We start from the raw sequence: 25,028 nt of genomic DNA on the forward strand, positions 1-25,028 counted from the left end.
GCCAGTCCGCCTGTGCGGACTGGCCTTTTTAGTGCGAGGGGTGGCCGCACCCAGCCGGCACGCCCCCTCTTCAGATGTGCGAACAGCCCGACCATGACCGTGCTCAACGACCGAAACCCCTCTTTTCGCGACGCCAGCCAGCTTCTGCAGCGCCTCAATCCACATTGCGTGAAAGCGCTCGAGGCCGCGGCCAACCTGTGCCAGACACGGCTCGCGGACGAGATTACGGTCGAGCACTGGCTGCTCAAGCTGATCGAGGCCGGGGACGGCGATATCCCGGCCATCATGAACCACTACGACCTGAACATCGACGCCGTGTGGGATGCACTGCTCAGGGCCGTCGACCACACGCCCCGCAACCTGCGCGGCCGCCCCAGCCTCTCTCCGCAACTGGCCGTTGTCCTCCAGGATGCCTGGTTTCATGCGTCGACCCACGCCGAAGGCAGCGATGCGGTCATCCGCTCCGGCAATGTCCTGCAGTCCATCGTTGAGGCGCCACATGTCCTTCGCGCGACCAATGCCTGGCAACTGCTGTCGGTGAGCCCTGCACAGATCGAACGCCTGCTGCCGCGCCTCGGACCGCGAACCTGCGAGAACCAGCTTGAGGAGCCGGAAGCACCTTTGGGACAGACCGCTGTCCCGGCGGGAGGCGGTGTCGTCGAACGCGCGCCGGAAGCCAATACAGCACCGGCAGCAAGGCGCAATGTGGATGGCGACGCGCTCACCCGCTTTGCGATTGACATCACGGCAAAGGCGCGCGACAGCAAGATCGACCCCGTGTTCGGGCGCGATCGTGAGATCCAGCAGATGGTCGATGTGCTCGCGCGGCGCCGGAAGAACAATCCCATCCTCGTCGGCGAGCCTGGTGTCGGCAAGACCGCGCTCGTCGAAGGCCTCGCGCTTCGCGTGGCCGAAGGCACCGTGCCGACGGTGATCCGCGACGTGCGCATCCTCACGCTCGATCTGGGCCTGCTGCAGGCAGGCGCGGGCGTGAAGGGCGAGTTCGAGCAGCGCCTGAAGAATGTGATCGACGAGGTCCAGGCGTCGCCCGATCCGGTCCTGCTGTTCATCGACGAGGCGCACACCCTGATCGGCGCGGGCAACGCGGCCGGCGGTGCCGACGCGGCCAACCTGCTCAAGCCGGCGTTGGCGCGCGGCGAGCTGCGCACGATTGCGGCGACCACCTGGTCGGAATACAAGGAGTACTTCGAGCGCGACGCTGCACTCGAGCGGCGCTTCCAGATGATCAAGGTCGACGAGCCCGATGATGATGCCGCCTGTCTGATGCTGCGGGGTCTCAAGGAACGCTACGCGAAGTATCACAACGTCCACATTCGCGACGAGGCACTGGTGGCCGCCGTCAAGCTCTCACGCCGCTACATCCCGGCGCGGCAGTTGCCGGACAAGGCCGTCGACCTGATCGACACCGCCGCCGCCCGCGTGCGCATGGGTCTCGAATCACCGCCGGCGGAACTGCAGCGCGCGCAGGCAGCCGTCGCTGCGCTCGAACTCGAACGCGCCACGACCGATGCGGATAAACGTGCGGGTATCGATGACGCACCAGCACGGCGCGACGCACTCGATGCAGCGCTCGCGCGTGCCAGGGGCGAGATGGAAGAACTGCAGGTGCGCTACGAGCTTGAACTGCGGCTCGTCGGAGCGCTGCATGAGCAGCGCGACACCGATCCAGCCACCCGCGATGGAGCATCGTTTGCCGCAGCACGGCAGGCGCTCGCCAGCACCCAGGGCAAGACGCCGCTGATCTTCGCCGACGTGGACGCCCAGGCGATCGCGCGCGTGGTGGCCGAATGGACCGGCGTGCCGGTCGGCAACCTCCTCGAAGACGAACTTCAGGGTCTGCTCACCTTGGAAGACCAGCTCGCGATGCGCGTCGTCGCGCAGGACGAAGCACTGGCCGCGCTCGCGGAAAGCCTGCGCACGGCGAAGGCCGGCCTGAAAAACGAGCACGCCCCGCTCGGCGTATTCCTGCTCGCAGGCCCTTCGGGCGTCGGCAAGACGGAGACCGCACTTGCGCTCGCCGATCTGCTCTTCGGAGGCGAGGCAGCACTCACGACGATCAACATGTCGGAGTACCAGGAATCGCACACGGTTTCGCAGCTCAAGGGTTCTCCGCCCGGCTACGTCGGCTACGGCCGCGGAGGCATCCTGACCGAGGCGGTACGCCAGCGTCCGTACAGCGTCGTGCTGCTCGACGAAGTGGAAAAAGCTCACCGCGACGTGCTCGACATCTTTTACCAGGTGTTCGACCGCGGCACGATGCGCGATGGCGAAGGACGTGAGATCGACTTTAGCAACTGCGTGATCCTGATGACGTCCAACCTCGGGAGTGCCCAGATTGACGAGGCCACGGCCGACAATCGGGATATCGCGCAGGCGGCACTCCTCGAGGCGATCCATCCGCAGCTCGTGGCGCACTTCCAGCCCGCCCTGCTCGCCCGCTTCCAGACGCTGGTGTACCGGCCCCTCGACGCGTCCGCACTCGCCGGGATCGTCCGTCTGAAGCTCGCGAAGGTCGCCGGCCGGCTGCAGAGGCAGCATGAGGTCGAACTGACGTGCGACAAATCGCTGATCGCCGCCATGGCCGGATTGTGCCTCGCGCGCGAATCCGGCGCGCGCAATGTAGACGCGTTCCTCAACCAGCGCCTTCTGCCCACGGTGTCGCGAGAGTTGCTCGCGCGCATGGCTCACGGTACAGCGCCCGCGAAGATCGCCCTGTCCAGTTCGCCCGAAGGCAATCTGACGATCGACTTCATCGACCCGGACGACAGGGAGCGCGACGCTTCGGTGACGTACTCCCACCATACAGCCATCGCCGACGCAGTCAACCAGGGAGCGTGACCATGCCAGCGGGCCCTTCCCTTTACGACATGCTGCTCGGCCAGATCGACGGTGAGCCACTCGGAAATCACGACGACAGGACACTGGAAATCCTGAGCGTTCAGGCCAACATCCGGCGCATCCTCAACACGCGCGCGGGGGCACTCAAGCACGTTCCCGACTATGGACTACCGGACCTCACCGAGGTGTACCGGAATCTGCCTGCATCGGTTCATGATCTGCGCAACCAGATGGAGAGCACCCTGCTGAAATTCGAGCCGCGCCTGCGTGCGGTCGAAATCGAGATTGACGAGCGGCCGGATCCGGGTCTGCTGGTGAGTTTCATCATGATCTGCCACCTCCGGAGAGCCGGGCTGGTCCGTTTCGGAACGCATTTCGAACCGCCTGGCCGCATGCACGTCAGGCGTCTGGTGAACCCCGACCAGACCCGGTAGCTGGCGTTGACAGGCATGCGCGGCGAGCTTTCGCTGCCTGAACGGCGGGCGCGCTTCGCCTTTGACGCACTGTATCTGGTACCAGAAGCATGAAATTGCAATGGCGTTATTTCACAGCGGCCCTGATTCCCGGCATTGTGCTGGCGCTCGGTGCCACACGCGCTTATGCGTCGTATTCCGAAGAATGGATGAGCCCCCTGGCGCTGCAGAAGGAAGAAGCCACAAAGTCCAGCCATCACACCTCAATGTATGCGTGCGGGAACACTGGCACCCACTGTACCCGCATTCGCTCGAGGACAGCTTCTGCAAAGCAGCGTGCCGAAATCCATGATCGTGATACGGGTCGAGCAGACGATCCCATTGCGGCCTTCGCAAAAAAGGGCAACGCTTCCAGTTCCGCACATCGCAGCTAGATAGGCTGGTTTTGGTGCAAATAGACTCATTGAACCGGTTAAAGTAGCGATCCAATCAAGCTGGTGAGGCGGTAATGAGCAAGGGGAAGGGTCTGGAGGGGTTGTTCAATGGTCGGCATTTTGATCGGGAGATCATTGTTCTGTGTGTGCGCTGGTACCTTCGCTACAAGCTCAGCCTGCGCGATCTGGTCGAGATGATGGCCGAGCGGGGATTGTCGCTGGCACACACCACGATCATGCGTTGGGTAAAGCGCTTTACGCCGGAGTTCGTCAAGCACTGGAACCGGTTTGGCATACCGACAGGCCGGTCATGGCGTGTTGACGAGGCCTATCTGAAGATTCGTGGCAAGTGGGTCTATCTCTACCGGGCGGTAGATCGGGTCGGCCAGACAGTGGACTTCATGCTCAGAGCAAAGCGCGATGTGAGCGCGGCCAGAGCCTTTTTCAGCAAGGCCATGAAACATCGGGGCCAGCCACCGGAGACGATCACGCTCGATGGGTATGCCGCCTCGCACCGGGCCGTGCGGGAGATGATCGCTGACGCTCTGCTGAGGGAACGCCTGTGCGCTCCTCGAAGTATCTGAATAACGTGATCGAACAGGATCATCGAAACATCAAGTCCAGAACGAACGTGATGCTCGGATTCAAACGATTCAGGTGTGCGAAGACCAAGATTTCAGGCATCGAGTTGATGCACCGCATCCGCAAGGGTCAGTTCAATCTCCGCATTCTCGGACTCAAGGATACTACCGCACCCGTCGTCTGGAATGCTGTCCTGTTCAATAAATAAGGCATCCTTATGTATCGGAGACATCTCGGCTTCGCCAGCTGTTTGCACCAGAACCTAGTCGGCTCGTTCATTCGGTCTCTTCGCCAGATAATCAATCTCGTCCACGAGGCGCCGCTCTGCGATGAAACGCGCAACTGCCGCCATCACCGCATGCACAGCACGGCCGCGCCCGTGACTCTTCCGTCACGCAGGTCGCTCAGCGCGCGGTTCGCGTGGGCAAGCGTGTAGCGGCTGGTTTCGATGTCGAGCGGAATCTCACCGGCGAGTTGCATGAAAGCATGCCCGTCGGCGCGCGTGAGGTTGGCCACCGAGCAGATGCGCCGTTCACCCCACAAAAATTCATACGGAAACGACGGGATATCGCTCATGTGGATCCCCCCGCATACGACGGTGCCGCCCTTGGCCACTGCCTTCAGCGCCGCAGGCACGAGCGCGCCGGCGGATGCGAAGATCAATGCGGCATCGAGTTCGTCAGGTGCGCTCTCGTCGCTGCCGCCGGCCCAGCGGGCGCCGAGGCGTAGCGCAAGCTGCTGGGCGCTCGCATCGCCGTGGCGCGTGAATGCGTAGACCGAACGCCCTTGGTAGCGCGCCACTTGCGCCACAATATGCGCGGCCGCGCCGAATCCGTAAATACCGATCCGTTGCGCGTCGCCCGCCATGCTGAGCGTGCGATAGCCGATGAGCCCGGCGCACAGTAGCGGCGCCGCCTCGACGTCGGAATAGCGCTCGGGTAAATGAAAGCAGTAGCGGCTGTCGGCGACGGTACGTTCCGCGTAGCCGCCGTCGATCGTGTAGCCCGTAAAGCCCGGTTCGTCGCACAGGTTCTCGCGGCCGCCGAGGCAATAGCGGCAGTGGCCGCAGGTGCGGCCTGTCCACGGTACGCCGATGCGATCGCCGAGCTGGAATCCGGACACGCCCTCGCCCATTGCGGCAACGGTTCCCACGATTTCGTGCCCCGGAATGAGGGGCTGCTTCGGATGCGCCAGCTCGCGGTCGACCACATGCAGATCCGTACGGCACACCCCGCATGCATGGATGTCGATCAGCAGTTGACCGGCCGACGGTTGCGGATCCGGCACCTGCATGTCATGCAGTATTGGAGCGGTTCCGTCGAACACCATTGCACGCATGTTGTTCTCCTTTGAGTGGTGGTTGCGTAGTCGTCGTGAATACGGCCGTTTGCCATGTACCGGCATGGGGATCGTGCATAGCCGTCATCGACTATCAATCCCACCGCGCGTCCCGCACCTGAATGAGCCCACCCTCGACGCGAACCGGAAACGTCGCGACGTCCTCGTAGGCCGGCGGCCCCAGGACCTTCCCCGTCCTGATGCAAAAGCTGGCCCCATGACGCGGGCAGACGACCACGTCGCCATTCACCTCGCCGCCCGTGAGGATGCCGCCGTCGTGCGTGCAAACGTCTTCAATCGCATACCAGACGCCGTCGAGATTGAACACGGCTACCTGTGCGCCGTCCACGTCGACCGTGCGGTGCGTACCGGGCGGCAGATCCTCGATGGCGGCGACCTCCACCCAGTCCGACATGTCAGAGCATCCCCAGTTGCAGGCGCGCAGCATCGGACATCCTGTCGCGCGACCAAGGCGGATCCCACACCAGTTCGACATGCGCCTCGTTCACGCCGCTCACATCGAGCACCGCCTCCTCCACCGTCGCCGGGAAAGTCTGCGCGACCGGGCAGCCGGGCGCGGTGAGCGTCATGCGGATGTCGACGCGCCCCGCGTCCGCGTCGACATCGAGCCCGTAGACCAGGCCCAGGTCGAAGATGTTGACCGGAATCTCAGGGTCGTACACCGTGCGCAACGCCTCGATCACGCGTTCTTCCATGCGTTCTGTCGTTGCGCCACTGCCAGGTTGTGCGGCCTCGACGCGCTTCAGCCAGTCGAATGTGTTCATCGTCTGCCTCACTCTGTCGACACGGGGCGATCCTCGCCTTGCAGCGCGGCATGCAGCGTATGCCACGCCAGCGTCGCGCATTTCACCCGCGCGGGAAACTCACGCACGCCGGACAGCGCCGCGAGCTTGCCCAGATCCGGCGCCCCCACCGGTACCAGACCGGATGCCGTCACCATCTCGTGAAAGCGCCCGAACAGCGCTTGCGCCTCAGCTTCCGTTTTGCCTTTCAGCGCGTCGGTCATCAGCGATGCCGATGCGGTGGCAATCGCACATCCCGAGCCCTCGAAGCTCACGTCCTTGACGATACCGTCCTCGATCTTCAGATACAGCGTCACCTTGTCGCCGCATAACGGGTTGTAGCCCTCCGCCTTGCGGTTCGCGCCGGCCAGCATGCCGTGATTGCGCGGCCGCCGGTAGTGATCGAAGATGACCTCCTGGTAGAGTTCGCTCAGATCGTTCATCGTCCGAATACCTCCCCGACATGGTCGAGCCCTTCGATCAACGCGTCGATATCGTCGCGCGTGTTGTAAAGGCCTAACGACGCACGCACGGTCGCCGGTACGCCGAAGCGCTGCATCACCGGCATCGCGCAGTGGTGGCCCGCACGCACGGCGACGCCGTGACGATCGAGAATCGTGCCGACATCGTGCGCATGCACGCCGTCGAGCACGAACGACAGGATGCTCGCTTTATCGCGCGCGGTGCCAATGAGGCGCAGGCCCGGAATAGCCTGCAGTGCGTGCGTCGCATAAGCGAGCACGCTGGCCTCGTGCGCGGCGATGACTTCCATGCCGATCCCGTCGAGATAATCGAGCGCCGCGCCGAGTGCAATCGCGCCGGCAATGTTCGGCGTGCCCGCCTCGAACTTCCACGGAATCGCGTTGTATTCCGTCTTCTCGAACGTCACCGAGCGGATCATGTCGCCGCCGCCCTGCCATGGCGGCATCGCCTCGAGCAGCGCGGCCCTGGCGTACAGCACGCCGATTCCCGTCGGCCCGTACACCTTGTGCCCGGAAAACGCGTAAAAATCGCAGTCGAGCGCGCGCACGTCGACGGGCAGATGCGAAATCGCCTGTGCGCCGTCCAGCAACACCGGCACGCCCTTCGCGTGCGCCGCGGCAACGATGTGCTCGACCGGATTGATGCTGCCGAGCGCATTGGCCAGATGTGTGATCGCGACCAGCCGCGTACGGTTACTCAGCAGGCTTTCGTACGCGTCGACAACGAGCGCGCCCGCATCGTCGATCGGCACGACTTTCAGCACCGCGCCAGTCTGCTCGCAGACGATCTGCCACGGCACGATGTTCGAATGGTGCTCCATCGCGCTGATCAGGATTTCGTCGCCGGACTCGAGCCGCGGTCGCGCGTAGCTCTGGGCCACCAGATTGATCGCCTCGGTCGCGCCGCGCACGAACACGATCTCCTCCGGGCGCTCTGCATTGATGAAACGTGCAATTTTCGCCCGTGCCGCCTCAAATGCATCGGTCGCGCGCACCGACAGCAGATGCACGCCGCGGTGCACGTTGGCGTTGCCATGACGGTAAAAGGCGTTTTCCGCGTAGATAACCTCCGCGGGCTTTTGCGTCGTGGCGCCGTTGTCGAGATAGACCAGCGGCCGGCCATGCACGCGTTCGCCCAGAATCGGGAAATCAGCTCGCCAGTGCGCGACGTTGCGGGGATCCGGCGTCGGCATGGATTCAATCGGCTTCATAGCAACTCCCTGATGCGCGCCCCTTCCGGGGTGCGCGCGAGCAGCACGTTTTCGAGGCGGCCGCGCAGCGAATCGATGCGCACACGTTCGACAACGTCACGCGCAAATGCATAGGTCAGCAGCGCCCGCGCCATGCGTTCCTCGACGCCGCGCGCACGCAGATAGAACAACTGATCTTCGTCCAGCTGACCGACTGTCGCGCCGTGCGTGCATTTCACGTCGTCGGCGTAGATCTCGAGCTGTGGCTTCGTGTCGATTTCAGCGTCGCGCGACAGCAGCAGGTTGTGATTCGCCTGATGGGCGTCGGTTTGCTGCGCATCGGGATGCACGACGACGCGCCCGTTGAACACACCGTGCGCGGCGCCGTCGAGCACGCCGCGGTAGTACTCGCGGCTCGTACCGTGCACGTCGGCGTGGTCGATGCGCGTGTGGTGATCGACGTGCTGCCGGCCGCCGACGAAATAGAGACCGTTCAGCGTGGTTTGCGCGTTGGCGGCGTTCAGACTAGTACCGATGCCCGTGCGCGACAGCGCGCCGCCGAACGCGAACGCATGCGATGCGAAACAGCTGGCGCGTTGCTGGGCGACGACGACCGACGCGATATGAAAAGCCTTGGGGCCTTCCTGCTGCAACCGGTAGTGCTGCACATCCGCCTGTTCGTCCTCAACGATGCGAGTGACCGCATTGGTCCAATACGCATCGTCGCCTAATCCGACGAAGTGCTCGACAATCGTGCAGCCCGAGCGTGCACCCGCCAGCACGACATTGAAAGGCTGCACGGCCAGACCGGGTTCGTCGCTCAGGAACAGCATGTCCAATGGCTGATCGATAACTTCGCCAGGCGGCAGCACGACGGCAAAGCCATCGGCCAGAAACGCAGTGTTCAACGCTGCGAAACCGTCGGCATAGGTTTTTGCCGTCATTGCCGCTTCAAGCCGTTGCGGCATTTCTCGCAACGCCCGCGCGAGCGAGCCCACAAATACGCCATGCGGCAAGCCATTCAGTTTCGACCGCCGCGGCACGTAGTGGCCATTCACGAATACCAGCCGATGGCCCGCCGGGTCCAGCACGAGTTCATCGACGATACGACGCATCTCGCTGTCGTCGATATGGCCGGTGCTGCCGGTACGCTGTGGCGCGAAATGCCAGTCATGCCGGCCGATCGCCGACACGTCCGTGTATTTCCAGTCCTCCTGACGTGTGGTCGGCAAGCCGAGCACGTCGAACTGCTCGAAGGCGCTGCGGCGCGCGGCACGCAGCCACGGCAACTCCGCGCCGGGCAAGGTTCCGGCGACGTGTCTGAACGCGTGGTGGAAAGGGTCACTCGACTTGTCTTTCATCAAAGCCCCGCATTTGCTCCAGCGGCTGGATGCATTGGCTCATTCTCGATCCAGCCATAGCCCGTACGCTCCAACTCGACGGCCAGTTCACGCGCCCCCGACTTCACGATGCGGCCGTTCGCCAGCACATGCACGCGGTCCGGCACGACGTAATCCAGCAGCCGTTGATAGTGCGTGACCAGTACGATCGCCCGTCCGGGCGCGCGCATGCTGTTGACGCCGCGCGCGACGATCTGCAAGGCGTCGATATCGAGTCCGGAATCCGTTTCGTCGAGAATCGCGAGCCGGGGTTCCAGCACCACCATCTGCAATATCTCGTTGCGCTTTTTCTCTCCGCCGGAGAATCCTTCGTTGACCGCGCGATACAACAGCGTCTCGTCCATCTGCATCAGCGTCATTCGGGTCTTGACCAGTTGCAGAAACTCCATTGCGTCGAGTTCGGGCTCGCCACGATGCCGGCGCTGCGCGTTCAACGCGGCCTTCAGCAGATAAATGTTGCTCACACCGGGTATCTCGACGGGATACTGGAACGCGAGAAAGAGTCCCTCGTGCGCGCGTTCTTCGGGAGCGAGCGCCAGCAGATCGTGCCCAAGGTACGAGACCGTGCCGCCCGTGACGACAAAGTCCTCGCGCCCCGCCAGCACCTGAGCGAGCGTGCTCTTGCCGGAGCCGTTCGGCCCCATGATCGCGTGCACCTCGCCGGCCTTCACGCTCAGATCGATGCCGTGCAGAATCCGCTTGCCGTCGACTTCGACCTGCAGGTTGCTGATTTCAAGCATGGTTCGTCTACCTCACGAATCACCGTGGATAAATGGATAAGAATTAGCCCACACTGCCTTCCAGACTGACGCCCAGCAGCTTCTGCGCCTCGACTGCGAATTCCATCGGCAGCTCCTTGAAAACTTCCTTGCAGAAGCCATTGACGATCATCGACACCGCGTCTTCAGGAGACAGTCCCCGCTGCCGGCAATAGAACATCTGGTCTTCGCCGATGCGCGATGTCGATGCTTCATGCTCGACCTTCGCGGTCGGGTTTCTGACTTCGATATACGGAAACGTATGGGCGCTGCACCGCGCGCCAAGCAACAGCGAATCGCACTGCGTGTAATTGCGTGCGCCCTCCGCCGCGCGGCCGATCTTCACGAGCCCGCGATACGCGTTCTTGCCGCGGCCCGCTGAAATGCCCTTCGACAGGATCGTGCTGCGCGTATTGCGGCCGAGGTGAATCATCTTCGTGCCGGTGTCGGCCTGTTGATAGTGATTGGTCAGCGCGACCGAGTGGAATTCGCCGATCGAGTTATCGCCTCGCAGAATCACGCTCGGGTACTTCCAGGTGATCGCCGAGCCGGTTTCCACCTGAGTCCAGGAAATCTTCGAATTCGCCTCGCGGCAGTCGCCACGCTTGGTCACGAAGTTGTAGATGCCGCCCTTGCCCGACGCATCGCCCGGATACCAGTTCTGCACGGTCGAATAGCGGATCTGTGCGCCTTCCAGCGCGATCAGCTCAACGACAGCCGCATGCAGCTGATTTTCGTCGCGCATCGGCGCCGTACAGCCTTCCAGATAGCTCACGTACGCGCCTTGATCCGCGATGATCAGCGTGCGCTCGAACTGGCCGGTGTTTTGCGCGTTGATGCGGAAGTAGGTCGACAGTTCCATCGGGCAGCGCACGCCCGGCGGGATGTAGCAGAACGAGCCGTCGCTGAACACAGCGGAATTCAGCGTGGCAAAGAAATTGTCGGTGTACGGCACGACCGAGCCGAGATACTTCCGCACCAGCTCGGGGTGATGCTGCACGGCATCCGAGAACGAACAGAACACGATGCCGAGTTCCGCGAGCTTTTCGCGGAATGTGGTGGCCACCGAGACGCTGTCGAATACGGCATCCACCGCCACGCCCGCCAGAAGTTCGCGTTCGGCCAGCGGCACACCCAGTTTCTCGTAAGTACGCAGAAGCTCCGGATCGACCTCATCGAGGCTCTTCGGACCGTTCTTCTGCGTCATCGGCGCGGAATAGTAGACGATGCGCTGATAGTCGATCGGCGGATGCTGGATCGTCGCCCAACGCGGCTCGGTCATGGTGAGCCAGTGCCGATAGGCTGTCAGCCGCCATTCGAGCATGAACGCCGGCTCGTTTTTCTTCGCCGAGATGAGCCGGATCACGTCCTCGCTCAGTCCGCACGGCAACGCGTCGGCCATCAGTTCGGTGACGAAACCATGCTGGTATTCGCGACCGATCAGTTCGTCGAAACTGTTTGTGGATGCGCTCATGCGTGGCCTCCGTCAATCGCTCCATCAATCGTCTTGCGCGCCGCAGGCGCCGCACCGACGCGTTGACGGGAAATGCTGCGCGCGCGAATCGCGCTGATATCCACGGCGCGCAAGGTCGGCCCCGCCATATCCGCCATCGTGACCTGCTGCAACGCCTCGTAGATCAGGCGGTTAACCTTCAGCCAGTTGGCGCGCGCCGCACACGCCGCCTCCTGAATGCAGAGGCCGGGCAGCGTGCTGCATTCGGTCATGCCGATGGGTCCGTCGACGGCGGCGATCACCTGGGCCAGCGTGATCCGTTGCGGCGGCCGCGGCAGCAGATAACCGCCGTTCGCACCGCGCAGCGACACCACCACGCCGCCCCGCGTCAACACCTTCAGCACCTTTGACACGGTGGGCATCGCGATACCCGTCGCCGCCGCGATACTGCTCGCACTATGGACGGCGTCGGGATCCCGCGCCATTGCGGTCATGATCACCGTGCCGTAATCCGCCAGTTTGGTCATGCGCAGCATCTGGAATTCCTCCTTCACAATCAGGACCAGATCAGTCCGGATTACGCCCGAACATATTGAGGATGGCGAACTGGCCGGCGCGTGCCGGTTTCGCCTCTCGTCCGCACGGGAAGTGCCGCCGTCGACCCCGCAGGTTCTTATCGTTTTTAGTTGGCGGTAGTGCAGCGAATCAGTGGCGACTCCTATTCAGTGTAGGCCGATATGGATAACCCTGCCGTCGCTCGGGTCTTGTGCGCGCGGGGCCCCGGAACGCACGCCTCCTGCAAGGCAAAGCGTGTAGTTGAACGTGATAAGCGCTACGATCAGAAGCGCGCGCCGAGTTGCTGGAAGCGCGGACTTTTTCCAGTCGAAACGCGGGTGGCGCGCGTGCTGCTTCTGGTTCGGAAATGAATGCGTACCGTAGAAGGAGGTCACGATGCAACATGGGAACGCTATTGAATATGGCGGTTGCCTCATCCATCCGGTTGTGACCGCATCGAAGGGTGGACGATTTGCCGGCGCCGCGACAATTGTCGATCGGGACGGAGAAGAACGCACAGTCGGGGTCGACGGCGATTTCGGACAGGCTCAGGAGGCGATGGATCAGGCAATCGAACTGGCGATCGCCTGGATTCATCGACGACGCGTGGTCTCCGACCACTATGTACGCGGGGGATAACTGCCTGGACGGCGAACTGTGCCGTGCACAAATTGCAATGCAGTGTAAAAAAATGCGGCGTGCGTGTCTCTTCTTCTACAAGAAATCTGACCGCCGCACGTCGCCTCGCCTATTCCTCTGCAGAAACCGCGCACGACCTGAATCACGGTCCCGAAACACGTTGCGTCTGGTGGTGCCGGCGGTTTTGGCGGTACCCATCGCGGCACAGCGAACGATCTGTTGTTCCGCATACCCACTGCTCACCACGCACGCGTGCGTCATGGCGCGTCCGGGAGAGCCCCGTCGAGAAGCTTATGAATCGCCCCTATCAGTCGTGCTATCGGGGCAGGCTTCAACAAGAGTACGTCCCATAACGGCTCTTGCGAATGAGGCGGCAGCGCGGCCGACAGCATGATCACCGGAATGCCGGCCGTCGCACTGTCACCCTTCAATCGCCGGCACAGTTCAACGCCATCGACGTGCGGCATCATCCAGTCGGTCACAATCAGACTGGGGTTCTCGATCACAGCGACGGCCTGTGCCGCCTCGCCATTCTGCGCCGTCAGCACGCGATATCCCTCACGCTCCACCAATAGCCGAAGGGGGCGCAGAATATTCGGATCGTCATCAACTAGAAGTACCGTCGGCAATTCGGGTACCGCGCGTTCAAGTCAAAAGGGCAATAAACCAACGGCGCAATAAGCGTACCCGACAGGCATTCCGGCATCGCGCGCGGCAATTCGACAAACGCAATTAATACAATAATTACATTCACCCGACGTCTTGCATGCATAAAGATTCGTGACGCAATTCACTCCAGGTATTAACACGGATAAACACCGGTTCATTCATGCAAGCGCTTAACACTCGGCGTACACTCGTTCGAGCCCCATGCTACGGGGCATACGGAGCTGCGCGGCCGCCCGTAGTCAAACGAGGGTTATCGGAGACTCAGGAGAACAATCAATGAGCTGGACTCGGGAACAGAGAAACGTCACGATCGCCGCCTATCTGGGCTGGACACTCGACGCATTCGATTTCTTTCTGATGGTATTCGTATTGAAAGATATCGCGGCGGAGTTCAATACGAACATCCCGGAGGTCGCCTTCGGCATCATGCTCACCCTGATGATGCGTCCCGTCGGCGCATTGATTTTCGGCTGGCTCGCCGACAAATTCGGCCGCCGTCCAACGCTGATGGTCAACATCGCGTGCTTCTCGTTGCTGGAATTGCTCTCCGGTTTTTCGCCGAATCTGACCACCCTGCTCGTGCTGCGTGCCCTGTTCGGCATTGCGATGGGTGGCGAATGGGGCGTCGGCGGCGCGCTCACGATGGAAACCGTGCCGCCGAAGTCGCGCGGCTTCGTATCGGGTCTGTTGCAGGCCGGTTATCCGAGCGGCTATCTGCTCGCGTCGGTCGTGTTCGGCATCTTCTATGAGTACATCGGCTGGCGCGGCATGTTCTTCGTCGGCGTGCTGCCCGCGTTGCTCGTGCTGTACATCCGTGCGCACGTGCCGGAGTCGCCGGCGTTCAAAACGCTCGAAAAGAAAGCACATCTGGGTCTTGTCGCCACGTTGAAGCAGCATGTCGGGCTGTCGCTGTACGCAATCGTCCTGATGACGGCGTTCAACTTCTTCTCGCACGGCTCGCAGGATCTGTATCCGACCTTCCTGCGCGTTCAACACCAGTTCGATGCGCATACGGTGTCGTGGATCACGATCACGCTGAACGTCGGCGCGATCTGCGGCGGTCTGTTCTTCGGCTCGCTGTCGGAGAAGATCGGCCGTAAGCGCGCCATCTTCATCGCCGCGCTGATCGCGCTGCCGGTGCTGCCGCTGTGGGCATTCTCGAGCACCCCAGTGCTGCTCGCGGCCGGCGCCTTCCTGATGCAGATTTCGGTGCAGGGTGCATGGGGTGTGATTCCGGTGCACCTGAACGAAATTTCGCCCGATGAAATTCGCGCGACGTTCCCAGGCCTCGTGTATCAGCTCGGCAACCTGATCGCGTCGGTCAACGGTCCGCTGCAGGCGAGCGCCGCCGAAGCGCATGGCAACAACTACGCGCTGGTGATGGCCGTCGTGATCGGCATCGTGGTGGTGGTGATCGCCGCGCTGATTCCGTTCAGCCGCGAACGCCGCGGCATCGATATGACGCAATCGGCGAAAGAGGTTGTAGCGTAGCTTTAAGCGTTCGAACTAAACAGCTATTTCGCCAGCCCGTTATCGGGCACAATAGACACAAAGGCGGCTCGAACCGCCACGCTGTAAAAGAACAAACGCAGAACAAACGCAGGGCCAAACACAAGCAACAAGCCATACGAGGCCGTTCCGATTTCGATCGGAACGGCCTTTTTTATTTCCGCGCGCTTCGACGTAGCACGCGGGTTCGCAGCCCGACCCTCGTCAGGTCTTCTAGAGGAGTTAATCGACACTGAACCCTTGATCGCCCACCCTATTCTTCTTATCCTGAAAAAAACGGCTGTTTCAAATACTCATTTGAATCGCTTGTTTGCGGCCGGATGCCCGGCAACTGGGAGACGCAACATGGCAGTTCGCACAACAGGCCGGCATGCCGGCGACACGAAGTCCCGCATCCTCGACGCCGCTGAAACGCTGTTCATCGAATGCGGCTATGAGGCCATGTCGCTGCGCCAGATTACTTCGCGTGCCGAAGTGAATCTCGCGGCGGTCAACTATCACTTCGGCAGCAAGGAATCGCTGATTCACTCGATGCTGTCGCGCCGGCTCGACCAGCTCAACCAGGAACGGCTCAAATTGCTCGATCGCTTCGATGAAATGCTCGGCGCGCGTTTGACCTGCGAGCACGTGCTCGGCGCGATGTTCATTCCGGCGCTGCGGCTATCGCGCGATCCGCGCGTGGGTGGCAAGGCGTTCCTGCGGCTGCTCGGGCGCGCTTATACCGATCCGTCATCGTTCATTCGCGACTTTCTGAACGCGCACTACGAGTCGGTGGCTATGCGCTTTTTTGATGCGTTTCAGCGCGCGCTGCCGCATCTGCCGCGTGAAGAACTCGGCTGGCGTTTGCACTTCGCAATCGGCGCGCTGTCCGGCGTGCTGGCCGGCACCGATACCGACAGCCTGATTTCCGAGTTCTCACAGGGCAAGTCGATGAACGATCTGCAACTGATCGCGCGTCTCGCTTCGCTGATGGTGGCCGCGCTCAAAGCGCCCCTGCCCGATGGCACCCAGCTGGCCGCGTTCGCCGCCGTGCTGGGCGACGCCACCGATGGCGGAGAGCAAGACCAGACGGAATGCGCCAACCCGGCAGTGGCCGCCGCGCGGCCGGCTCCAAGCGGATCGGCGGCGGCCTCGCCCGAATCGGACGGCGAACACCGCGGCGGCAGTGTCGAAGCGAGCTCATTTCAGCACGCGTTGCATGGCACGGCTTAAGTGCCGCTACCCGGCGGCGCCGTCATGGGCCGCCCAGATGCAAGCCGGACACAAGCCACCCGCAAACTGGACACGCGCTCGCGCCATGCGGCAAAGCGAGTCGACGCCACGGCAGCCGCGCTCGAATGCGAATACACATCCGAGTACACGTCTAAATAAACATCAAAGCACGCACCGGAACATCATGAATGCCGCATATCTGAGCAGCGCCGCCAGGTCCCGCACCTAGGCGCCGCCGCGCTGTCGAACAAGAGACACGACACGCAAACACGACTGGAAAGCGACCCCGACGCGCGGCGAATGCAGCTAAACCGCCAGTAAAAGATCAACAACAGAACGCGAGCCGTCCGCGCCCCGTGGATGCGTTCGCACGCACCATCGAAACAGGAGGAAACGTCATGCCGTGGTTCATCCTTGTGCTCATCATCGCCGCGCTTGCGCTCGTCTACGTTCAGGCACGCGCTTTATGGTGGCTTGCCTTCATGATCGTGTGGGTGGCAGCCGCGCATGTCGGCGGTGCGGCCGGCCCGGTGGCGACAACGGTTCTGGTCGTCCTGTTCGTCCTTCCCGCCCTGCTGCTGGCGCTCAAGCCGCTGCGCCGCGCGTGGCTCACGAAACCGGTGCTCGATATTTTCCGCAAGATCCTGCCGGAGATGTCGCCGACCGAGCGCGACGCGATCGAAGCCGGCACGGTCTGGTGGGACGCCGAACTGTTTTCGGGCCGCCCGCACTGGGACACGCTGCTCGGCTACGGGCCGGCCACCCTCACCGCCGAAGAGCAATCGTTTCTCGACGTGGAATGCCAGCATCTGTGCGATCTCGCCAACGATTGGGAAACCACCATGGTGTGGCAAGACCTGTCGCCGCAAACCTGGCAGTACGTCAAGGAGCACGGCTTCCTCGGCATGATCATCCCGAAGCAATACGGCGGCAAACAGTTCTCCGCGTACGCCCATTCGCAGGTCATCATGAAGCTCGCGACGCGCTGTTCGGCCGCCGCCGTTTCGGTGATGGTGCCGAACTCGCTCGGGCCCGCCGAATTGCTGATGCACTACGGCACCGAAGAGCAAAAAAACCATTATCTGCCGCGTCTTGCGCGTGGCGACGAAATCCCCTGCTTCGCGTTGACGAGCCCGTACGCCGGCTCCGATGCGGCGGCGATCCCGGACGTCGGCATCGTCTGCAAAGGCACTTTTGAAGGCCGCGAGACGCTGGGCTTTCGCGTCACGTGGGACAAGCGCTACATCACACTCGGCCCGATCGCGACCGTGCTCGGCCTCGCGTTCCGCGCGCTGGATCCCGATCATCTGCTTGGCTCCAGTGAAGAACCCGGTATTACCTGCGCGCTGATTCCGACCGACCATCCAGGCGTGAACATCGGCCGCCGTCACTGGCCGCTCAATGCGGTGTTCCAGAACGGCCCGAACTCGGGCAAGGACGTCTTCATTCCACTCGACTGGGTGATCGGCGGCCGTGCGCAAGTCGGCAACGGCTGGCGCATGCTGATGGAATGCCTCGCGGCGGGCCGGGCGATTTCGCTGCCGTCGTCGAATGTCGGCATGGCGAAGATCGCCGTGCGCGGCACCGGCGCGTACGCCGCGATACGCCGCCAGTTCCGCACCGCCATCGGCAAGTTCGAGGGCGTGCAGGAAGCGCTCGGCCGCATGGGCGGCAACCTGTATGTGATGGATGCCACGCGCAGATTGTCCGCGCAAGCGGTGGACCTCGGCGAAAAGCCCTCGGTGATTTCGGCGATCGCGAAGTATCACGTCACCGAACGCGCCCGCATGGTCATCAACGACGGCATGGATATCGCCGCCGGCAAGGGCATCTGCATGGGACCGTCGAACTTCCTCGCGCGCGCCTATCAGCAGGTGCCGATCTCCATCACGGTGGAAGGCGCGAACATTCTGACGCGCTGCCTGATTATCTTCGGCCAGGGCGCGATTCGCTGCCATCCGTATGTGCTCAAGGAAATGGCCGCGACGCGCGAAACCGATCACGTCAAAGCACTGCGCGATTTCGATGCGGCGTTCTTCGGCCATGCGAGCTTCACGCTCTCTAACGTGGTGCGCAGTTTCGTCTACGGCGTGACCGGTGGTGCTTTCATCGCCAAGCCACGCACGGCGCATGCGCCGCTGCTCCCGTACTACCGCGCGGCGACCCGCATCTCGACGGCCTTCGCCTTGCTCGCCGACGTATCGATGTTCGTGCTCGGCGGCGATCTGAAACGGCGCGAACGCATTTCCGGGCGTCTTGGCGACGTGCTGTCGCAGCTCTACCTGATCTCGGCGACGCTCAAGCGTTTCGAGGACGAAGGCCGTCAGGAAGAAGATCTGCCGCTGGTGCGCTGGGGCGTCGAAGATTCGCTGTACCAGGCGCAACAGGCGATCGACGGTGTGCTCGCCAACTATCCGAACCGCTTCGCCGCGCGCCTCGTGCGTGTGCTCGCATTTCCGTTCGGCCTGCCGTATCGCGAGCCGTCCGACCAGCTCGGCACCGAGATTGCCGAGTTGATGCAAACGCCGGGCGCGGCACGCGATCGTCTCGTGTCGGACTCATATGTGCCGCATCCGGATGTCGACGCGCTCGGCTACGGCGAACTGGTGTTCCAGTTGAACCCGCGCTTCAACGAGATCGATCAGAAACTGCGCGACGCGCTCAAGCAGGGCCTGCTTCCGCCGATGCCGCAAAGCCTGCCGCAACTGGCCGCGTGGACCAGCACCGCGCAGCAGAAAGGCCTGATCGATGCCGACGACCGCCGCGTTCTCGAGGACTACGCGCGCTTTGGCGCGGAAGTCGTGAAGGTCGACGATTTCCCGGCCGACTTCGACATGCTGGCCGGATTGCAAAAGCGCAAGGAGGCGCTCGAAAAGGCGTTGCAGATTGCGGCCTGAACGCCCAGAAAAAACACACGGCAACGCGCAACGCATGCACACTGACGCACATCCGATGAGGCCAGCGGAGCAACGGACCCTATGAACGACTCTTACCTGAACTTCGTCAACTCGCCGTTCGGCGCGCGCCTCGCGCGCTCGCTCGGCTTGCCGAAGCCCGAAGTGCTGCGCCGCTATCGTGCGGACCAGCCCGAGTTCGACGGCCTGGTGGCGATCGGCGCGGGCCGCGAACCGCGTCTGCTCGACGCGCTCGCCAACCTCGTCGCCGGTATCGGTATGACCAGCGTCGCACACGAAAGCGCGGGACTGTGGGTGCCGCTCGCGAATCGCCATGGCCTGATGACCGGCCGCTTCGAGCCGGCCGAATCCGGCCCGCACGGCAAGCTCAACGCACTGCTGTTCGACGCGAGCGGTATCGAAGACAGCAGCCAGCTCGAAGCGCTGCACGGATTCTTTCACGATACGTTGCGCTCGCTCGGCAAGTGCGGCCGCATCGTCGTGCTCGGCCGGCCGCCGGAAGCCTGCGCGAGCCCGCGCCAGTGGACCGCGCAGCGCGCGCTCGAAGGCTTGACGCGCTCTCTCGGCAAGGAAGCGCGGCGCGGCATTACCGCGAATCTCGTGTATGTCGAGCAAGGCGCCGAGAACGGCATTGAAGCGACGCTACGGTTCTTTCTGTCGCCGCGTTCGGCGTATGTATCGGGCCAGGTGGTGCGCATCGGCGCCGGCAGCGATGCAGCGCCGGCGTTCGACTGGAAGCAGCCGCTCGCCGGCCGCCGCGCAGTCGTCACCGGTGCGGCGCGCGGCATCGGTGCGGCCATTGCGGGCGTGCTGGCCGCCGAAGGCGCGCATGTGATCGGCATCGACATTCCAGCGGCGCGCGACGCGCTCGAATCGACGATGCGGCAACTGAACGGCACCGCCCTCTCCTTCGACGTCGCCGCGCCCGAAGCGCCCGCGCAGATCGCCGCGGCGCTCGATGAGCAAGGCGTCGATATCGTCGTGCACAACGCCGGCATCACCAGGGACAAAACCATCGCAAAGATGGCCGACGCCGCGTGGCACAGCGTGATCGACATCAACCTGTCCGCGCAGGAACGTATCGACGATGCGTTGCTCGCGGCCGGCATCCTGCGCGACGGCGGACGCATCATTGGCGTGTCGTCGATCAGCGGCATCGCGGGCAATCTCGGGCAGACCAATTACGCGACCTCGAAAGCCGGTGTGATCGGCCGCGTGCAAAGCATGGCGCCGCATCTGCGCGAGCGCGGCATCACGATCAACGCGGTCGCGCCGGGCTTCATCGAAACGCAGATGACCGCGAAGATTCCGCTGACGATTCGCGAAGCCGGCCGCCGCATGAATTCGATGAGCCAGGGCGGCCTGCCGGTCGACGTCGCGCAGACCATCGCGTGGCTCGCGCATCCCGGATCGGCGGGCGTCACTGGCCAGATCGTGCGCGTGTGCGGGCAAAGTCTGATTGGAGCGTGACCATGGGCGAGCCGTATAGTGGCGGTCACGCAGCGAATGCAGTCCGACCCAAAACCGTCGTCATCGAGCAACTGCCCGCCCCGGCAAAGCTGTATGCGCGCGCGTTGTCCGGCCTCGTCAAACGCGGACGCGCTACGCATCTGCCGGCGCTGCGCCTGGTGCGCCCCGCCGCGCCGCTCGATTCGGCGGCGATCGGGCATTACGCACGGGTGTGCGGTTTCATTCCCGAGCACGGCGTGCCGCTCACTTTTCCGCATCTGCTCGCCTTCCCGCTGCATCTGCTGATGCTGACCGACCCGGCGTTTCCGTGGCCGGCGCTCGGGCTCGTGCATCTGGCCAATCATGTGCGGCTGCGGCGGCCGATAGCGCATAACGACGTGCTGCGCGTCGAAGTCGAGTTCGGCGCGCTGCTGCGTCACGACAAGGGCCAGGCGTTCGTGCTGCATTCGCGTCTGTACCGGCGCGGCGAAGCCGTGTGGGACGGCGACAGCGTCTATCTGAAGCGCGGCGTGCCGGCAAGCGGCGATCCTCTTGGCGCGCTCGAACTCGAGCACGCTGCGTTGCAACGTCTGTCCCGCTGGCAATTGCCGCCGCAACTGGGCCGCGACTACGCTCGCGTGTCCGGCGACTACAACCCGATTCACATGACCGCATTGTCCGCAAAAGCATTCGGTTTTCCGCGCGCCATTGCACACGGCATGTGGACACTGGCCCGCGCCGCCGCCGCGCTGCAACCGCCGAAACCGCTTGCCGAAGCCACGCTCAGCGCGGAATTCAAAGTGCCGATGCTGCTGCCGGGCGAGGCGTCGTTGTGGAGCGCGTCGCCTTCGCTGATCGAGCGCGAACTGGAAGTGCGCGATATCGCCGGAGAGAAACCGCATTTGCGCGGCCGCATGCAGTGGATGCTGCAATGAGGTGCGCGTTGTTTCGTGCGATTGCTTCGTGCGATTGCTTCGTGCGATTGCTTCGTAACAGCATGGAATGACAGCCGCATGAAATTCGTTGTGTAGTGAAGATAGACCCGAACGCGGACCCTAACGCAAACCCGAAGTAATCGTCATTCGCACCGTTCAATAACCAGAGAACGACCCAAAGGAGCCGAGCATGTCCAACCCGCTGCCCGCCGTGCGCCGCGTCGCCATCATCGGCGGCAACCGGATTCCGTTTGCCCGCTCGAACACCGCCTACGCGACCGCGTCGAATCAGGACATGCTGACTTTCACGCTGCAAGGCCTGATCGATCGCTACGACCTGCACGGCCAACGGCTCGGCGAAGTGGCCGCCGGCGCCGTCATCAAGCATTCGCGCGACTTCAATCTGACGCGCGAATCGGTGCTGTCCACCACGCTCGCGAAGGAAACGCCCGCGTACGACGTGCAACAGGCTTGCGGCACCGGTCTCGAGGCGGCGATCCTCGTCGCCAACAAGATCGCGCTCGGACAGATCGATGTGGGGATCGCGGGCGGCGTCGATACGACATCCGACGCGCCGATCGGCGTCAACGAACGGATGCGCAAAATCCTGCTCGAAGCGAATCGCGGCAAGAGCACGGGGCAACGCGTCGGCGCGCTGACCAAGCTGCGCCCCGCGATGTTTTTCAAGCCGCTGCTGCCGCGCAATGGCGAGCCGCGCACGGGACTCTCGATGGGCGAGCATTGCGAGCTGATGGCCAAGCGCTGGAACATCTCGCGCGAAGCGCAGGACGTGCTCGCCTACGAGAGCCACCGCAGGCTCACCGAGGCGTACGCGCGCGGCTTCGTCAACGATCTGATGACGCCGTACCGCGGCCTCGCGCGCGACAACAATCTGCGCGCCGACCTGACGCTCGAAAAACTCTCCGGCCTGAAGCCGGTCTTCGATCGCGACGCCGGCACGCTGACGGCCGGCAACTCGACCCCGCTGACCGACGGCGCGTCCGCAGTGCTGCTCGCGAGCGAAGACTGGGCGGCCAGACACGACCTGCCCGTGCTCGCGTATTTGAGCTGGTCCGAAACCGCCGCGGTCGACTATTTCGACAAGCAGGAAGGCCTGCTGATGGCGCCCGCCTACGCGGTGCCGCGCATGCTGGCGCGCGCCGGCCTGAGCCTGCAGGACTTCGATCTGTACGAAATTCACGAAGCATTCGCAGCACAAGTGTTGTGCACGCTCGCGGCGTGGCAGGATGACGAGTACTGCCGCACGCAACTCGGTTTGCCGGGCCCGCTCGGGCCGATCGATCGGGCAAAATTGAACGTGAACGGCAGCTCGCTCGCCACCGGTCATCCGTTTGCGGCAACCGGCGGGCGAATCGTCGCCGGCCTCGCGAAGATGCTCGCGCAACTCGACAAACCGGCCGGCACCGCGCGCGGGCTGATTTCGATCTGCGCGGCGGGCGGCCAGGGCGTGGTGGCGATTCTGGAGCGCTGAAGCGCACCAGTGTCGTACTGACCGATTCAATGAGCGACTCAATGAGCAACTCAACGACCGCTTTGATCACTGCGTCAATGACTGGCCGCAAGACCAGCACACAAACATACGAAAGCACTGCTTCAGGAGACGACCGATGACCCAGCCCACGCACGACCCGCTCTCGTCCGCTGCCGAATCCGCACCTTCATCCGGTGCGGCGAATCGCTCGCCGAACACCGACGGCATCTGGTACGCGTCGTATCCGGCGGACGTCCCGCACGAAATCGACGTCCAGAAATACGAGTCGGTCGTGCAGTTCTTCGACGAATGCATCGCGCAGTTCCGCGAACGCGTTGCGTACGTGAGCGTCGGCGCGAATCTGACGTATGGCGAACTCGGCCGCAAGGCGACGGCGTTCGCCGCGTATCTGCAAAGCATCGGCGTGAAACCGGGCGAGCGCGTCGCGATCATGCTGCCGAACACGTTTCAGTATCCGGTGTCGCTGTTCGGCGTGCTGAAATCCGGCGCCGTGGTGGTCAACGTGAATCCGCTCTACACCGTGCGCGAACTCGCGCATCAATTGAAGGACAGCGGCGCGCAAACCATCATCGTGTTCGAGAACTTCGCGAAGACCGTCGAAGAGGCGTTGCCCGGCACCAAGGTGCAGAACGTCATCGTCACGGGTCTGGGCGACCTGCTCGCCGACGGCCTGAATCTGAAGGGGCGTTTCCTCAATTTCATGCTGCGCCATGTGAAGAAAATGGTGCCGAAGTACAACCTGCCGAAAGCCGTGCCGCTGCTCGAAGCGCTCGCGATCGGCTACACGCAGCCGTTGACACCGGTTCGCCCCACGCACAACGACATCGCGTTCCTGCAATACACCGGCGGCACCACCGGCGTCGCCAAAGGCGCGATGCTCACGCACAAGAACATCATCGCCAACCTGTTGCAGGCGAAGGCGTGGTCCGAGGGGCAATTGAGCGGCGACATCGAAACGGTGCTCACGCCGCTGCCGCTTTATCACATCTATTCGCTGACCGTGAACGCGATGATCTTCATGGGACTCGGCGGGCGCAACATCCTGATCGCGAATCCGCGCGACATGAAGCGCGTGATGATGATCATCCGTCACGAGAAATTCACCGGCATGACGGCGGTGAATACGCTCTACAACGCGTTCCTCGAAAACGAAGAATTCTGCAAGCGCGACTTTTCGAACCTCAAACTCGCGATGGCCGGCGGCATGGCCACGCAGAAGTCGGTTGCCGATCGCTTCAAGGCGGTCACCGGCAAGCCGATCATCGAAGGTTATGGGCTGACCGAATGCTCGCCGATCGTGTCGATGAATCCCGTGGATCTCACCAATCTGCGCGATTTCGAAGGCTCGATCGGTTTGCCCGCGCCGTCCACTCAAGTGCGTTTCAGGAAAGACGACGGCACGTGGGCGAACATCGGCGAAGCGGGCGAACTGTGCGTGCAGGGTCCGCAGGTGATGAAAGGCTACTGGAATCGTCCGGAAGAAACTGCCAAGACGATCGATGCCGATGGCTGGCTCGCGACCGGCGACATCGGCGTGATGGATTCACGCGGCTTCATCCGCCTGATCGACCGCAAGAAGGACATGATCCTGGTGTCGGGCTTCAACGTCTACCCGAACGAAATCGAAGACGTGATCGCGATGCATCCCGACGTGCGCGAAGTCGCTGCAATCGGCGTGCCCGACGCGGTGAACGGCGAGCGTGTGAAGGTGTTCATCGTCAAGCGCAATGCGTCGCTGACCGAAGAACAGGTGATTGCCCACTGCCGCAAGAACCTGACCGGCTACAAGGTGCCGAAACTCGTCGAGTTCCGCGACGCGCTGCCGCAAACCAATGTCGGCAAGATCCTGCGCCGCGCGCTGCGCGACGAGGAACTCGCGAAGCAAAAGCCTGCCTGATGGGCAAGGCGCGCCCGCGCCAC

21 protein-coding genes and 1 pseudogene are annotated in these 25,028 nt (G+C 63.0%); 12 read left to right on the top strand and 10 right to left on the bottom strand.

Annotated features, from left to right (window positions below; all coding sequences use genetic code 11):
- Positions 1-93: 93 nt before the first annotated feature.
- The 4 genes and pseudogenes from tssH to WN982_RS13080 all read left to right on the top strand — a co-directional run bounded on the left by tssH (position 94) and on the right by WN982_RS13080 (position 4,496).
- On the top strand, positions 94-2,859 hold the full coding sequence (gene tssH / locus WN982_RS13065; RefSeq protein WP_341312407.1) for a type VI secretion system ATPase TssH: 2,766 nt from the start codon (positions 94-96) through the stop codon (positions 2,857-2,859).
- A gap of 2 nt (positions 2,860-2,861) precedes the next feature.
- Positions 2,862-3,293, top strand: coding sequence for a type VI secretion system baseplate subunit TssE (gene tssE, locus WN982_RS13070; protein WP_341312408.1), 432 nt, complete (start codon positions 2,862-2,864; stop codon positions 3,291-3,293).
- Positions 3,294-3,382: 89 nt separating this feature from the next.
- The gene (locus tag WN982_RS13075; RefSeq protein ID WP_341312409.1) at positions 3,383-3,706 is read left to right on the top strand and encodes a hypothetical protein; all 324 of its coding nucleotides are present in this window, start codon (positions 3,383-3,385) and stop codon (positions 3,704-3,706) included.
- A 74-nt stretch (positions 3,707-3,780) separates the two neighbouring features.
- Positions 3,781-4,496 (top strand): annotated as a pseudogene (locus WN982_RS13080) (IS6 family transposase).
- Positions 4,497-4,639: 143 nt separating this feature from the next.
- On the opposite strand, the gene WN982_RS13085 reads toward WN982_RS13080, so the two are convergent.
- The 9 genes from WN982_RS13085 to WN982_RS13125 all read right to left on the bottom strand — a co-directional run bounded on the left by WN982_RS13085 (position 4,640) and on the right by WN982_RS13125 (position 12,248).
- A complete protein-coding gene (locus tag WN982_RS13085) occupies positions 4,640-5,626 on the bottom strand; it encodes a zinc-dependent alcohol dehydrogenase family protein (protein WP_341312410.1) in 987 nt (328 codons plus the stop codon).
- 94 nt (positions 5,627-5,720) lie between these two features.
- A complete protein-coding gene (locus WN982_RS13090) occupies positions 5,721-6,041 on the bottom strand; it encodes a non-heme iron oxygenase ferredoxin subunit (RefSeq protein WP_341312411.1) in 321 nt (106 codons plus the stop codon).
- Between the two features lies 1 nt (position 6,042).
- Complete coding sequence (locus tag WN982_RS13095; RefSeq protein WP_341312412.1) at positions 6,043-6,411, bottom strand: SUF system Fe-S cluster assembly protein; 369 nt, start codon at positions 6,409-6,411, stop codon at positions 6,043-6,045.
- Positions 6,412-6,419: 8 nt separating this feature from the next.
- Positions 6,420-6,872 carry a Fe-S cluster assembly sulfur transfer protein SufU gene (gene sufU / locus WN982_RS13100; protein ID WP_341312413.1) on the bottom strand — a complete coding sequence of 151 codons (453 nt, stop codon included), beginning with the start codon at positions 6,870-6,872 and terminating at the stop codon, positions 6,420-6,422.
- Positions 6,869-8,122: a cysteine desulfurase gene (locus tag WN982_RS13105; RefSeq protein WP_341312414.1), complete on the bottom strand. Its 1,254-nt coding sequence runs from the start codon at positions 8,120-8,122 to the stop codon at positions 6,869-6,871. Before WN982_RS13105 ends, sufU begins: the two co-directional genes overlap by 4 nt.
- Positions 8,119-9,462 (bottom strand): Fe-S cluster assembly protein SufD, encoded by a 1,344-nt coding sequence (gene sufD, locus WN982_RS13110; protein WP_341312415.1) that lies wholly within the window; start codon positions 9,460-9,462, stop codon positions 8,119-8,121. Before sufD ends, WN982_RS13105 begins: the two co-directional genes overlap by 4 nt.
- Positions 9,462-10,241, bottom strand: a complete 780-nt coding sequence (sufC, locus tag WN982_RS13115; RefSeq protein ID WP_341312416.1) for a Fe-S cluster assembly ATPase SufC — start codon at positions 10,239-10,241, stop codon at positions 9,462-9,464. The genes sufD and sufC overlap by 1 nt, the downstream gene beginning before the upstream one ends.
- Before the next feature lie 43 nt (positions 10,242-10,284).
- Positions 10,285-11,733, bottom strand: coding sequence for a Fe-S cluster assembly protein SufB (gene sufB / locus WN982_RS13120; RefSeq protein ID WP_341312417.1), 1,449 nt, complete (start codon positions 11,731-11,733; stop codon positions 10,285-10,287).
- Positions 11,730-12,248 (bottom strand): SUF system Fe-S cluster assembly regulator, encoded by a 519-nt coding sequence (locus WN982_RS13125; RefSeq protein WP_341312418.1) that lies wholly within the window; start codon positions 12,246-12,248, stop codon positions 11,730-11,732. Before WN982_RS13125 ends, sufB begins: the two co-directional genes overlap by 4 nt.
- A 415-nt stretch (positions 12,249-12,663) precedes the next feature.
- Between WN982_RS13125 and WN982_RS13130 the strand changes: the two genes are divergently transcribed.
- Positions 12,664-12,906 (top strand): hypothetical protein, encoded by a 243-nt coding sequence (locus WN982_RS13130; RefSeq protein ID WP_341312419.1) that lies wholly within the window; start codon positions 12,664-12,666, stop codon positions 12,904-12,906.
- Positions 12,907-13,163: 257 nt separating this feature from the next.
- Here WN982_RS13130 and WN982_RS13135 read toward each other — a convergent pair whose 3' ends face one another.
- Entirely contained in the window at positions 13,164-13,535 is a 372-nt protein-coding gene (locus WN982_RS13135; RefSeq protein ID WP_341312420.1) for a response regulator, read from the bottom strand.
- 316 nt (positions 13,536-13,851) lie between these two features.
- Between WN982_RS13135 and WN982_RS13140 the strand changes: the two genes are divergently transcribed.
- The 7 genes from WN982_RS13140 to WN982_RS13170 all read left to right on the top strand — a co-directional run bounded on the left by WN982_RS13140 (position 13,852) and on the right by WN982_RS13170 (position 25,005).
- Positions 13,852-15,066: an MFS transporter gene (locus WN982_RS13140; RefSeq protein ID WP_341312421.1), complete on the top strand. Its 1,215-nt coding sequence runs from the start codon at positions 13,852-13,854 to the stop codon at positions 15,064-15,066.
- A 363-nt stretch (positions 15,067-15,429) separates the two neighbouring features.
- A complete protein-coding gene (locus WN982_RS13145; RefSeq protein ID WP_341312422.1) occupies positions 15,430-16,296 on the top strand; it encodes a TetR/AcrR family transcriptional regulator in 867 nt (288 codons plus the stop codon).
- Positions 16,297-16,694: 398 nt separating this feature from the next.
- Positions 16,695-19,193 carry an acyl-CoA dehydrogenase gene (locus WN982_RS13150; RefSeq protein WP_341312423.1) on the top strand — a complete coding sequence of 833 codons (2,499 nt, stop codon included), beginning with the start codon at positions 16,695-16,697 and terminating at the stop codon, positions 19,191-19,193.
- 81 nt (positions 19,194-19,274) lie between these two features.
- On the top strand, positions 19,275-20,681 hold the full coding sequence (locus WN982_RS13155) for a 3-oxoacyl-ACP reductase (RefSeq protein WP_341312424.1): 1,407 nt from the start codon (positions 19,275-19,277) through the stop codon (positions 20,679-20,681).
- Positions 20,682-20,683: 2 nt separating this feature from the next.
- Positions 20,684-21,595 (top strand): MaoC/PaaZ C-terminal domain-containing protein, encoded by a 912-nt coding sequence (locus tag WN982_RS13160; protein WP_341312425.1) that lies wholly within the window; start codon positions 20,684-20,686, stop codon positions 21,593-21,595.
- Positions 21,596-21,785: 190 nt separating this feature from the next.
- Complete coding sequence (locus WN982_RS13165) at positions 21,786-23,087, top strand: acetyl-CoA C-acetyltransferase (RefSeq protein ID WP_341312426.1); 1,302 nt, start codon at positions 21,786-21,788, stop codon at positions 23,085-23,087.
- Positions 23,088-23,223: 136 nt separating this feature from the next.
- Positions 23,224-25,005 carry an AMP-binding protein gene (locus WN982_RS13170; RefSeq protein WP_341312427.1) on the top strand — a complete coding sequence of 594 codons (1,782 nt, stop codon included), beginning with the start codon at positions 23,224-23,226 and terminating at the stop codon, positions 25,003-25,005.
- Positions 25,006-25,028: the final 23 nt, after the last annotated feature.

Source organism: Paraburkholderia sp. IMGN_8, from assembly GCF_038050405.1.
Taxonomy (GTDB): Bacteria; Pseudomonadota; Gammaproteobacteria; order Burkholderiales; family Burkholderiaceae; genus Paraburkholderia.